Consider the following 12,557-nt stretch of genomic DNA (forward strand, 5'->3'; position numbering starts at 1 on the left):
CCCACCGTTCGAGCGATGGGTGTCAGCCGGCGAACGCGGCGTCCCACGCCTTCTGGGAAGCGGCCAGGGCGTCGTCCACCGACTGCTTGCCGGAAAGGTACTTCTGGAACTGCTCGTCGAACGAGCGCATCAGGTCCTCGGCCACCGGCAGGCCGGTGAACTCGTTGGTCGCGTTGCTGTTCTTGTAGATCTCGAAGGCCTGCTTGAACGCCTCGTCGTTGTTCACGAAGTCCGGCACCGCCTGGGTGTTGCCCGGGAAGGCATGGGCGGCGGAGCAGAGCGTGGCGTTGACGTCCTTGCCGAGCAGGAACGAGACCAGCTTGAAGGCCTCGGCCTGGTGCTTGCTGTTGGCCGCGACGCCGATGCCCCACGAGGCGTAGGGCAGCGCGCCCTTGCCGGTGTAGCTGTCGGCCGGCGGGATGGCCGCCACCGTGAACTTGAGGTCCTTGTTCTGCTCGCGGATCAGGTTCACGTGGGCGAGGGAGTCGATCATCATGCCGACGCGGCCGTTGGTGAACTCGTTGACCTTGTCCTGCTCCTTCATCGTGAAGGTGCCCTTGGCGATCGCACCCGCGTCATAGAGCTGCTTGATGAACTCCATCGCGTCCTTGACGTCCTGGTTGCCGACGAGGTACGGCTTGCCGTCCTTGAGCATCGAGCCGCCGGAGGCCCAGACCCACGACATCACGTCGTTCTGGATGCCGTTCGGGGTGGCGGTGTCGAGCGGCAGCACCCAGCCGGAGGTGTTGTCGCCGAGGGCGCTGATCGCCTTCGCCGCGGCCATGAACTCGGTGCGGTTCTTCGGTGCGCCCGACAGGCCGGCCTTCTTCAGGAGGTCGTCGTTGAGGAACATCGGGTAGACGAAGTTCGCGACCGGGATCATCCAGGTGGAGCCGTCGAGCTTGACCTGCGCGGCGAGCTGGCTCTCGTCGAAGCCGGCCGACGTCATCAGCTCGGTGAGGTTCGCCAGCGAACCCTGCTTCACGAAGTCGTTGACCCAGGCGCCGTCGAGACCGACCACGTCGGACATGGTGCCGGCCGCCGCACCCGCGACGACCTGCTCCTTGGTGGAGGCGTACGGGCCGCTGATCAGCTTCACCTTGATGCCCGGGTTCGCCGATTCGAACTGGTCCATGAGACCGCGCAGCGACCCGGCCGGCAGCTCCGGCTCCCACCACTGTGCGAACTCGAGGGTCACGGCCTCTCCGCCGCCGGCGGCGGCGGACGAGGCGGCGGTGGTGCCACCAGTGGCACAGCCGGTCATCGCCAGAGCCGCTGCTGCCACCGCAGCGGTCCCTGCCAGGAACTTCTTGCGCATCTCACTCCCTTGTCGTGCGTGGCGCGTCGGAGGAGCGGCGACTCCGCTCTATGACTCACGATCGCACCTTCAACTCCATCCTTGCGCGGGTTTCCTCGGACAGTCAAGGCATTTCTGCGGTTTCTTGCGATAACAGATCGATAACTTCCGCGCACTCTTGCCAAAGATGCGGCAAAGGTGGCAGGATGATCGCAGAAAGCCGCAGAAAGGTGACCAGGGTGAGCAAGGAGAGCCTCTACCCCGCACGGCGTCGCGCCGAGATGCTGGACTTCCTCCGCGATCGCGGGCAGGCGTCCATCCACGAACTCGCCACCGAGTTCGGCGTCTCGGAGGACACCGTCCGTCGCGACGTGGAAACCCTCGCCTCCCAGGGTTCCGTCGAACGGACCCACGGTGGAGTGACGATCTCCCCGGACGACCGGTTCACCGAGATCGTCCCGTTCGTCAAGCGGATCGACGCGCAGGCCGCGGCGAAGGACGAGATCGCCAAGGTGGCCGCGTCGTTGATCGACGAGGGGCAGAGCCTGATCATCTACGGTGGCACCACGACCCTCGCCCTTGCCAAGTACCTGGCCGCCAAGCGCGGGCTCACGGTCGTGACCAACAACCTCGCCCTCCCCCAGGAGCTCTACTCGCGCGGGGTGCGCGAGATCTACGTCCTCGGCGGCTCCTTCCGGCAGCGATCCCAGGTGACCATCGGGCCGGTGGCGCTGTCCGACGGCGCAGGCAAGCCCCGCTCGATCCACACCCACTGGGCGATCATCGGCGTCGGTGGGGTCTCCGACGAGGGCACGGTCTGGACCAGCAGCCTGCCGGAGGCCGGGATGATGCGCGAGATGATGGACTGCGCGGCCCACACGCTGCTCCTCGCCGACAGCACGAAGTTCGGCAGGCGGGAGTTCGCGGAGGTCGCCGACCTCTCCGCCAACACCACCCTGATCACCGACAAGCGGCCCGGCCCGGTTCTTCTCGAGGTGGCCGCCGACGCCGGCGCACGGGTGATCGTCACCAGCGAGTACGACCAGGCCGCGCCCGAGGCCTGAGGACGCCCGTCCGCCAGCACCACTGCCGAATCGAGGACCACGCCATGCCGTCCACCACCGGGGCCAGCGTCACCGCGGCCGCCGCCGATCGTTGCCTGGACCAGGGTGAGGGCGTGCTCCGGCTCGCGCCGACTTGGGTTCCCCGCGTGTTCTCCACGCCGGGACGCCGCCTGCGCCTGCACCCTGACGACTACTACGCGTTCGGCAAGGACCGTGGCGGGATCGACGAGCGGTGGCTGGCGTCCCCGATCCGGGCCGACAACGGGCCTGCCGCCGGGGAGTTCGAGGGACTCAGCCTCGTGGTCGGTCCCGATGGCGGCCTCCTCCCGTTCGACCAGGTGATCGACCACCTCGGCGCGGCCCTGGTCGGGGAGCGGATCTGGCGGGCGCACGGCACGTGGCCGGTCTTCGCGAAGTTCTTCGACAACGAGCAGGCGCTCCCCTTCCACGTCCACCACCGCGACGAGCACGCGCTGCCCCTGGGCAAGGTCTCCAAGCCGGAGGCCTACTACTACGCGCCGCAGATGAACAACCACCTCGCCGCGCAGCCGGTATCGTTCCTCGGCCTGCAACCGGGCGTCACCCGGGAGCAGGTGCGCGAGCGGCTCGTCGCCTTCAGCCGCGGCGGCGACAACCGGATCACCGACCTCTCCTTCGGGTACCGAACCGAGCTGGGCACGGGCTGGGACGTGCCGGCCGGAGTCCTGCACGCCCCGGCGAGCGCCTGCACGTACGAGCCGCAGGCGGCCTCCGACGTGCTGTGCATGTGCGAGTCGTGGAGCAACAACCGCGAGGTTCCCGACGAGCTGCTGTGGAAGGACGCCCCGGCGGACCGCGTGGGCGACCTCGACTACATCCTCGACCTGATCGACTGGGAGCGGAACACCGATCCGGCGTTCGCCGAGAACCGCCGGCTGGTCCCGTTCGAGACCGCGGAGTCGGCGGCAGACGCCCATCCGGGCTACACCGAGCGGTGGATCGTCCACAAGTCGCCCGCATTCAGCGCCACCGAGCTCGTCGTCCGGCCGGGAGCGGCCGTCACCCTCACCAACACGGACGCCTACGGGGCGATCGTCATCCAGGGACACGGGACCTTCGGCGCGCACGACGCTGCCGCGTCCACGCTGATCCGCTTCGGCGACCTGACCGAGGACGAGTTCTTCGTCTCCGAGGAGGCCGCACGCCGGGGCGTCCGCGTCACCAACCGCAGCACGGTCGAACCCCTCGTCCTGCTGAAGCACTTCGGGCCGGGCAACGCCGCCCTCGAAGCCCTGGGCTGAACGGGGGCCTCCACGGCCCCTTTCTGCGTCAGGGCACCGCGGGGTAGTCGACCACCGTGACCGGGGTGCTGGGGTTGGCGATGGTCGAGGAGCCTCCCGTGCCGTTGACGACGTGGGTGATCCCGCCCTTCCCCTTGGCGGGGTCGAGGAAGATCGTGAGCAGGTTGTGCAGGCTCCCCGGAGCGAGCGTGGCGGGGACCTCGAAGGCGTTCTCGGCGAAGATGTCCACGCCCTGGTTGAAGAAGCTGTAGCTGCCCATCCCGTAGCCGTTGAACCTCGTCACCGAGTCGGCGACCTTGAGCGCGGACCAGCCGTTGACGCCGGGGGCCTGCATCCAGGCCTTCTGGCTGGGCGGGTCGTAGGCCAGCTCGTTCTGGAACAGGACGACCACACCGTCGTTGCCGTTCCAGATGACGTTGTGCTGCTGGTAGTGCTCGACGAAGAAGCCTGTGGCGGTCACGTGGTCGCCGTTGACGACCACGCCGTTCTTCGCCGTGTTGATCTTCCAGCCGACCGTGCCGGCGTTCCCGTGGTCGGCCCGCCAGGCCCAGATGTCGTCGAGGATGACGTGGTCGCTGTTCACCTCGAGGCTGACGTCGGCCTTGCCGACGTGGGGGCCGCCGATCCTGAAGAACACGTCCTGCAGGGCGGTCGGGTTGGCGGGATCGCTGTTGTGGTTGCGACCGGACTTCTTGCCGATGCGCAGCAGGACGGGCGAGTTCTTCGTCCCCGCATCGATGGTGATGCCCGCGATGTCCACGCCCTCGACGTCGGCGACCTCCATCACCACCGCGCCGTTGACGGCGGTCAGCGCCGGCAGCCCGATGCCCAGGACGATCGTGTCCGCCCGCTTGACGGTGATCGTCCGGCCGATGTCGTACACCCCGGGCGTCAGGAGCAGGTTCCTGCCCCGCGACAGCTGGTTGTTGATCGCCTGCACCGAGTCCGTCGGCCTGGCGATGAAGAACGTCGAGAGCGGGATCGAGCGGCCCGGGGTCGGGCCGTCGTCCCACGACGCGCCCGAGGAGTTCACGCGGGCAGCGGGGACGAAGACCTGGTAGGTGCCTGCCGCATCGACGTACAGGTAGGGCTTCTCCCTGCTTGCCGGCGTCCTGGCCAGGGTGGTGTAGGGGCCGCAGCCACCCGGGACCGCGGGGAAGCACTCGTCCGGGGCGCCGACGACGCCGGAGAAGACCTGGTTCCAGACGCCGTTCGACCAGCCACCGACGTTGCTGTTCCGGACGATGTACTGCTGCTGGGAGCCGTTGATGACGAATCCGGTCTTCGAGTCGGCGATGAAGCCCCCGCTGGCGTACTGGGGGCCGTCGGTGCAGTAGTCCATCAGGGTCAGGTTGCCGCCGGTGACGTTGACCCGTCGCATGGGTGAGGCCTGCGACGCGGCCCAGAAGTTGGCAGAGCTCCGGCAGCCGTCGAGACCCATCACGTTGATGGTGAGGTTCGACACCGTGCGCCAGAAGTTGTCCAGCGCGATGCATCCGGACGCGGCGCGGCACCGGTTGTAGACGTCGACGTGGCCGTTGATGGTGACATCGGTCGGATTGAGGCCCAGCCCGGCCACCTCCGTGTAGTAGCCCACCTGGATGATGAGCGGCTCGGCGGCCGAGCCGTACGTGCCCGGCCTGAACAGCAACGCGTACCGGTCCGTACCCATCTCGTTGTCGACCTGCCGGTCACGGACGGCGTCCACCGCGGCCTGGATCTGGCTCACCGGCATGCTCGGGTCGAAGACCATCACGTTGGGCCCGAAGGACGGTTGCGCTCCGCCGATCGGGGCTGCCGGAGCGGCAGGGGCCGCGTCCGCGGACCCGACCGAGGGTGCGGCCGTGAGCACCACGCTGAGGCAGAGGACGGCGACGAGCACGCGGCGAAGAGACGCGGCGGGGGACGGGCTCGGAACGTACGGGACGGGGCGCTTCATTGGGCTCAACCTTCCGGTGACGAACGGCACGGAGGCCGCGATCTGCCCTCATCGGACACCCCACACTGCGGCGGGTCAATGGGGACTGCTGCCGCCACGGCCCCCGCGTCCCCTGCGACTCCTGCCGGTGTCGCGGTCGGCCCGATCCCTGATCGGCGCCGCGAGCCGCGTCGGTCAGGCGACCGGGGCGCCGGGGGCGAGGACGGGCAGCCGCCGCTCGGCGGCGAGACGGATCAGCATGCCCACGACCGCACCGATGATCGCCGGCACCGTCGCCGCCGGCCCGGCCGTGACGGTGAGCAGCACACCGATGAGCACGCCGGTGAACGGGAAGCGCATGCCGGCGGACGTGGCGGCGGCGATGGCGGCCGCCACCAGCGCCGTGCTCGCGCCCTGCCCGACGAGCGGGGAGGCCATCGCCGCGAGGATGGTGCCGATGGCGATGGCGGGGAACATCGGACCGCCCCGGAACCCGCCGCCCATGCATGCTGCGTAGGCGATCAGCTTGGCCACCAGCACGACGATGCCGGTGCCGAACGCGGTCAGCCCGAGGTACTCCGTCATCGCGGTCTGCCCGGAGAACAGCACCAGTTCGTACGACCTCCCCGTGAGGGCGGTGGCCGCGAGCGCGCACAGCCCGGTGACCCCGGCGGCCAGCAGGATCGTGGGCAGCGGCGAGCGCCGGGCGAAGCCCTCCACCCGCAGCGCGCCGAGCCGGGCGAGAATCGCCAGCGCGGCCACCGCGATCGCCAGCGGAGTTGCGACGGCCAGGTCGACCAGCCGGACGTTCGGGTAGGCGGCGAGGGCGGGCAGCGCCATCTGGGTGGCGCCCAGTCCCGCCCACTGGCCCAGACCGACCTGAAGAACGTAGCTGGCGCCCAGCCCGACCAGGGACGGCAGCAGGATCACCGGCGAGGCCATCGTGGCGCCGGCGGCGAGGGCGACCTCGAGCATGAGGATCGAGGTGATCAGCGGGTTTCCGAACAGCGCCCCCGCAGCGGCCATCGCGCCGACGATCATCATCACCTGCCGGCCAACCGGCTGGTTGGCCCGGAACGCGAGAGCGCCCGCCGCCGTGCCCACGGCCAGCAACGGGGCCTCCGGGCCCAGCACCGCGCCGAAGGACAGGCTGGCGAGGGCCGCAGCGAGCGCCGAGACGAGCTCCCGCGGACCCACGTCGAGGGACAACCCGACCAGGGGCGAGTGCCCGCCGTGGCCCGGCAGCCGGAACGTGGCGAAGGTCAGCAGCGCCCCGACCACCGGCAACAGCAGGACCATCCACCACGGCGCCTCGGTGAAGCCGGCATAGCCGGGCAGGACATGCCAGATCCAGTGAGTCACCTCGTGCTGCAGCGCGACGTAGGCGTAGGCTGCGGCGCCCGCCAGGACTCCCACGCCCAGGGCCAGCGCGCACAGGCGCGTGGTCATGGCCAGCGGGACGGCGCCCGCCACCGTCGGGGGAGTCGCTCGTGTGGCCATCGGTCCTCCTTCGTGTGGCCCGAAGATATCGCCCCCCGGCCACCGCCTTGGTGGGTCGACAACCGTTTCCGGACCGACGAGACCTCGCGTCGCGTCGCCGTCGGCACTCCTACGTGCTCCCCGCACGCTCCGGTCGGGTCGGCCGGTCAGGGGCCGGGACGCCCTCGACAGGAGCGACCCCCATGATGTCGGCGGCCGTTCGGCCGTTGCGGAGCAGCCGGGCCATGGCCTCGACGGAGGGCTGGGCGTGGGTGAAGAAGCGGTAGTAGCCGGCGCACAGGTAGTTCAGGCCCGGCTCACCGGCGGCGGTGGTTGCGAACCTGTCCTTCGGGCAACCACCGTGGCAGGCCCAGCGGACCGGGCACTCCACACACTGCCCGGGCAGCGACGTCCGCTTGCCCCGCCCGAACGCCTGCTGCTGCGGAAGGGCGAGGAGTTCGGAGAAGGGCGACTCGGAGACGTTGCCCAGACGGTAGTCCGGCTCGACGTAGTGGTCGCAGGAGTACACGTCGCCGTTGTGCTCCATCGCCACCGCGCGCCCGCACTCCGGGGAATGGACGCACAGCGTGTACTGCCCGAACACGGCACCCAGCATCACGTCGAAGTGCTGGACGAAGACCTCGCCGACATCGCGGCGGATCCACTCGTCGAAGATCGCACAGAGGAACTCACCCCACGCCTCCGGCGCGACGGTCCGCGACGTGGTCCCGCTGCCCGACTGCCGGTAGAGGACGGAGTTGCCGTGCTCGTCGCGATATCCGCGCTCGGCGTCCGCGTCGCAGCCGGGTTCGACCCGCTCCACGATCGGGATGAACTGCAGGTAGCGCGCACCCAGCTCGTCGCGGAAGTGACGGTAGACGTCCAGCGGGTGGGCCGCGTTGCCCGCGTGCACGGTGCACAGGATGTTGGTCTCGACGTCGTGACGGCGCAGGACGTCCCAGCCGCGACGGACCTGGCTGTAGCTGCCCCGCCCGGCCTTGTTCACCCGGTACCTGTCGTGGAGGTGCGCCGGGCCGTCGACCGACAGCCCGACCAGGAAACGGTTGGCGGCAAGGAACTCGCCCCACGCGTCGTCCAGGAGGGTGCCGTTGGTCTGGATCGTCTGGCTCACCCGCTGGCCCGGACGCCGGTGCCGCTCGGCGAGCCGGACCGCCTCCTCGAAGAACTCGAGCCCCCGCAGCGTGGGCTCGCCGCCCTGCCAGCTGATGGTCACTTCCCCGTCGGGTTGGGACGCCAGGTAGTCGTGCACGAAGCGGTCGAGAGTGCCGGACGTCATCCGCTGGGACTCGTGGCCCCACAACACCTCCTTGGAGAGGAAGAAGCAGTACGAGCAGTCCAGGTTGCACGCGGCGCCGGTCGGCTTGGCGATCACGGAGAAGGGCAGGCGCAGGCCCTCGCGCGCGGTGGACTGGTTCGTCATCTCAGCCTCCTCGGTGGTCTGGAAGTGCGGCCGCACGGGCTGATGTGGCCATCATCAAGGTGCCCGCAGCCCCGGTCAACCGGTGCCGCCGCCCACTCCGGCACCCGAACGACGCGCACGAGCGTCCCGCCGTGTCTGGATGACCACTTCGGGTTAGGGTTCTGCCATGGCCGAGGGCGGTCCGGCGTCACGGCGGCTCCTCGCAGCCGCGAGGAACGTCCTGCCCGCGCGCCTTCTGCCCGGCGTGACCCGTCGGAACCTGGCCCGGGAGTTGCTCGCGGGGGTCAGCCTGATCGCAATCGCCGTCCCCCTGAACGTCGGCTACGCGCAGATCGCGGGGCTGCCGGCCACGGCGGGCCTGTACGCGCTGGTGGTGCCGACCCTGGTCTACGTGTTCCTGGTGTCCTCTCGACAGCTCGTCGCCTCGCCGGACGCCGCGGCGTCGGCGCTGGTGTTCTCCTCGTTGCTCGCCCTGGGCGCCAGCGAGGGCAATCTGCTGGTGCTGGCCTCCGCGCAGGCCATTGTCGGAGGACTGATCCTGCTGGCGGCCGGCCTGCTCCGCCTCGGGTTCCTGGCCGACTTCCTGTCGCGTCCCATCCTGATCGGGTTCGTCTCCGGTCTCGCCGCGGAGATCCTGGTGAGCCAGGTCGCCAAGATGCTCGGCGTGTCCCTCGGGCACGAGCTCGGGTTCTTCGAGAAGCTCCTGGCGCTCGTGACGCTCGTCCCGCGGGCCGATCCGTGGTCGACGGCCGTCGGGGCGTTCGCGCTCGCCCTGCTGCTCGTCGGCCGGCGGTTCCTGCCCCGGGTGCCGTGGGCGCTGGCGGCGATCCTCGTGTGCACCGCGGCCTCGGCCTGGCTGGAGCTGCCCGCGCGCGGCGTGGCCGTCCTCGGCGCGGTGCAGGCCGGACCGCCGGTGTTCGCGGTGCCCCTCCTGTCGTGGCGGGCCTGGCTGTCGCTGGTGCCCTCGGCCATCGCCCTCGCCATGGTGGCGATGGCGGAGGGACTCCTGCTGGCACGGTCCTACGGGGAGCGGAACGGCTACCCCACCCGACCGAACCAGGACCTTGTCGCGTTGGGGCTGGCCAACATCACGGCCGGCTTCAGCTCCTCGTACAGTGTCGGGGCATCCGGGTCGCGCACCGCCGCGATGGACGCCGCCGGCTCGCGGACGCAGCTGCCCGGCGTCGTCCTGGCCGTCGGGTCGTTCCTGCTGCTGGTCGCCGGGACGGGCCTGCTGGCCAGCATCCCGTCCCCCGCGATCGGCGCGATCGTCGCGGTCGCCGTGTGGGGGCTCCTCGGCGTCGACGAGTACCGGCTGCTCTGGCGTGAGTCCCGCTCGGAGTTCGGCGTGGCGGTCGTCTGCGCGCTCGGCGTGCTGGTGGTCGGCGCCATCGGCGGCATCCTGATCGCCTTCGTCCTCTCCCTGGTGAACCTGGCGCGGCGCGCCGCCAACCCGCCGGTCGACGTCCTCGTCGGGCCGGACGACCCGCACATCTCGCTCACCGACGCCGCCGGAGCGGGCACCCAGACGGCCCCCGGCGTGATCGTCCTCCGGTTTGCGGCCCCGGTGTTCTTCGCCAACGGCAACCTGCTCCTCCAGCGCGCCAAGGAGGTGGTCACCGGCGCCCCCGCGCCCGTGCGTGCGCTCGTGCTGGACCTCGAGGGAGTCACGGACATCGACGTGACCGGGGCCGGCAGTCTCCGGCTGCTGCGGAGCTGGCTGGCCGACCGGGGCGTCGATCTGGCCTACACCCGGGTTCGGGCGGACCTGGCCACCCGGCTGAAGCTGTTCGAGCTGTGGAGCGGTACGGCGGTCCTCGCCACCAACCGGGAGGCCGTTGCGCGCTACGCGGACACCGCCCGCGACGGGGCGGACGCACAGGAAGGAGACGACCGATGAACCCGGACGACGAACCGAAGTCGGACGACGCAGCCCTGACGCGGACGGGCTCTCCGCTGGCCGTCCTCGCCCGGCTGACGAACCCGCTCACCTGGGCCTTCGCGGGAACGATCGGAGTCCTCCTCGGGCTCGCGATCGGGAGCGCAGCGGCGTCGTTGAGCGCGATCTTCCTGACGGTCGTGATAGCGCTCTTCCTCGCCCTGGCCCTCGACCCACTGGTCCGTCGGCTCCAGGGACGCGGATACACCCGTGGGCGCAGCATCGGCCTGACCTTCGCCGGGCTGGCGGTGATCGTCGTCACCGTCCTGGCCTTCGTCGTACCCGCGACGGTGGAGCAGGTGGTCGCGTTCGCCCAGGCCGTGCCCGGCTACATCGCCGGCATCCAGCAGGCGCCGTGGTTCCAGAGCCTCACCGGCTCGGTCGGCGGACGAACCGCGTACACCAGCACCCTGGCCCAGCTCGGGAGCTGGCTCGCCGACCCCGCGCACCTGCTCGCGGTCGGCACCGGCATCCTGTCGCTCGGCTCCGGCCTGATCAACGGCGTGTCCGGCACCATGATCGTGCTCGTCCTCACCCTGTACTTCCTCGGCTCGCTCGACGGCATGAAGCAGGCGCTCTACCGGCTCCTGCCGGCCTACCGCCGCGACAAGGCCGCAGAGGTGACCGAGCGGATCACGTCCGCTGTGGGCGCGTTCATCGGTGGCGGCCTCCAGCTGTCCTCGCTCAACGCAGCATTCTCGTTCCTGCTCCTGATGATTCTCGGCGCGCCCTATGCGGTGATGCTCGCCTTCACCTCATTCCTGATCACGCTCATCCCGATGATCGGCTCGGTCCTGTTCTGGGTGATCGGCACGGCCGTGTGCCTGCTGAACTCGTGGACGACCGCGATCATCTTCGCCGTCGCCTACTTCGCCTACATGCAGGTCGAGGCCTACGTGATCACGCCAAGGATCATGAACAAGGCGGTGGAGGTGCCCGGGCCACTCGTGCTGATCGGCGCCATGGTGGGGGCGACCCTTCTCGGCCTGCTCGGAGCGCTCGTCGCCGTCCCCCTCACCGCCTCGCTGCTGATCCTTCTGAACACCCTGTTCATCCCCCGCCAGGACGCGAGGACCGCACCGCCGGCGACGGGTTCCTAGCCCCGCGGGTATCCCCCTTCACGTGCTCGCCGTTCACCGTCCACCGACAAGGACGACGCTGCCGCCGAGCACGAGGGTCACCCGCACGTCGACACCCTGCAGGCCGGCCCGGTCGAGCCGCTCCCGCAGGCCGGCCTCCTGAATTGTCGGCGGGGGTCCGAGCGCGACGATGCGAAGGCTCCCCTGCCGCACGCTGATGTCCTGGATCTGCCAACCCTGGGCGCTCGCCCACTCCGTCGCGACCGGGGCGGCCCTGGCCGCGATCAGCTCCTGTTGGAGGACCACCCAGCTGCCCAACCCCAGGGGGACGGCGAGCACGGCGACCGCCGCGATGACCACGGCCACGGTTGCCCGATGCAGGACGCCGATGCCGGCCCCGAGTTCACTCGCCGCCTGCCGCACGCCGTAGGCGAGGAAGACGACCGTGCCCGTCGCGATGATCGCGGTGACGTTCGTCCCGAACAGCAGCAGGGCGCCAACCGCCTGCTGCGGGGCCCCCGACTCCAGGGTCAGGCCCACCACGGCGAGGGGCGGTACCAGTGAGATCGCGATCGCCACCCCGGGAAGGGTGTCCGAGATGTCGGAGCGCACCATGGCGAAGGCACCCACCACCCCCGTCGCCAGGGCGGCGAGCAGGTCGATCAGCCGAGGGGACACCCGCGCGGCGATCTGGGCGTTCGTGTCTGCGACCAGCAGCGTGTGGTTCGTCATGCCCAGCAGGTAGGCGATCACGATCACGCACGCGGCTCCGGCCACCACCATCCCCAGGTTGACCAGGATCAGACGCCGCCGGGAGAGCACCACGGACAGCGCCGTGCCGAGGATCGGGGTCATCAGCGGGGCCACGATCATCGCCCCGATCACCGTCGCCGTCGAATCGGCCATGACGCCGGCGCTGGCGATGACCGTGGCCAGCGTGATCAGCACCCAGAACGCGGAGAGCTTGCGGTGCCGGGTGGCCCCTTCCGTCATGAGCAGGCGGTCCATCATTCGCTCGACGTCGCTGGGGGCAACGCTGCCCAGCATCCTCACTGTCAGC

The 12,557-nt window shown here is 70.2% G+C and carries 9 protein-coding genes; 4 read left to right on the forward strand and 5 right to left on the reverse strand.

The window, feature by feature from the left end; all coding sequences use genetic code 11:
* Positions 1-22: 22 nt before the first annotated feature.
* The gene (locus ACFQQJ_RS02495) at positions 23-1,318 is read right to left on the reverse strand and encodes an ABC transporter substrate-binding protein (RefSeq protein WP_377103735.1); all 1,296 of its coding nucleotides are present in this window, start codon (positions 1,316-1,318) and stop codon (positions 23-25) included.
* A 185-nt stretch (positions 1,319-1,503) separates the two neighbouring features.
* Between ACFQQJ_RS02495 and ACFQQJ_RS02500 the strand changes: the two genes are divergently transcribed.
* Together ACFQQJ_RS02500 and ACFQQJ_RS02505 are read left to right on the forward strand one after the other, a co-directional pair.
* Positions 1,504-2,361: a DeoR/GlpR family DNA-binding transcription regulator gene (locus tag ACFQQJ_RS02500; protein WP_377103737.1), complete on the forward strand. Its 858-nt coding sequence runs from the start codon at positions 1,504-1,506 to the stop codon at positions 2,359-2,361.
* A 44-nt stretch (positions 2,362-2,405) separates the two neighbouring features.
* On the forward strand, positions 2,406-3,641 hold the full coding sequence (locus ACFQQJ_RS02505; RefSeq protein WP_377103739.1) for a hypothetical protein: 1,236 nt from the start codon (positions 2,406-2,408) through the stop codon (positions 3,639-3,641).
* A gap of 28 nt (positions 3,642-3,669) precedes the next feature.
* On the opposite strand, the gene ACFQQJ_RS02510 is transcribed toward ACFQQJ_RS02505, so the two are convergent.
* From ACFQQJ_RS02510 to ACFQQJ_RS02520, 3 genes are all read right to left on the reverse strand, one after another.
* Entirely contained in the window at positions 3,670-5,580 is a 1,911-nt protein-coding gene (locus ACFQQJ_RS02510) for a hypothetical protein (protein ID WP_377103741.1), read from the reverse strand.
* A 174-nt stretch (positions 5,581-5,754) separates the two neighbouring features.
* Positions 5,755-7,059: a chloride channel protein gene (locus ACFQQJ_RS02515; protein ID WP_377103743.1), complete on the reverse strand. Its 1,305-nt coding sequence runs from the start codon at positions 7,057-7,059 to the stop codon at positions 5,755-5,757.
* Between the two features lie 109 nt (positions 7,060-7,168).
* Complete coding sequence (locus ACFQQJ_RS02520; RefSeq protein ID WP_377103745.1) at positions 7,169-8,479, reverse strand: anaerobic sulfatase maturase; 1,311 nt, start codon at positions 8,477-8,479, stop codon at positions 7,169-7,171.
* A 166-nt stretch (positions 8,480-8,645) separates the two neighbouring features.
* Between ACFQQJ_RS02520 and ACFQQJ_RS02525 the strand changes: the two genes are divergently transcribed.
* Both ACFQQJ_RS02525 and ACFQQJ_RS02530 read left to right on the forward strand, forming a co-directional pair.
* Positions 8,646-10,379, forward strand: a complete 1,734-nt coding sequence (locus ACFQQJ_RS02525; protein WP_377103747.1) for a SulP family inorganic anion transporter — start codon at positions 8,646-8,648, stop codon at positions 10,377-10,379.
* Entirely contained in the window at positions 10,376-11,518 is a 1,143-nt protein-coding gene (locus ACFQQJ_RS02530) for an AI-2E family transporter (RefSeq protein WP_377103749.1), read from the forward strand. The genes ACFQQJ_RS02525 and ACFQQJ_RS02530 overlap by 4 nt, the downstream gene beginning before the upstream one ends.
* 33 nt (positions 11,519-11,551) lie before the next feature.
* Here the strand turns inward: ACFQQJ_RS02530 and ACFQQJ_RS02535 are convergent, their stop codons facing one another.
* Positions 11,552-12,544 carry a DUF389 domain-containing protein gene (locus ACFQQJ_RS02535; RefSeq protein WP_377103954.1) on the reverse strand — a complete coding sequence of 331 codons (993 nt, stop codon included), beginning with the start codon at positions 12,542-12,544 and terminating at the stop codon, positions 11,552-11,554.
* Positions 12,545-12,557 lie beyond the last annotated feature (13 nt).

It is taken from the genome of Propionicimonas sp. T2.31MG-18 (assembly GCF_964266745.1).
Lineage (GTDB): Bacteria > Actinomycetota > Actinomycetes > Propionibacteriales > Propionibacteriaceae > Propionicimonas.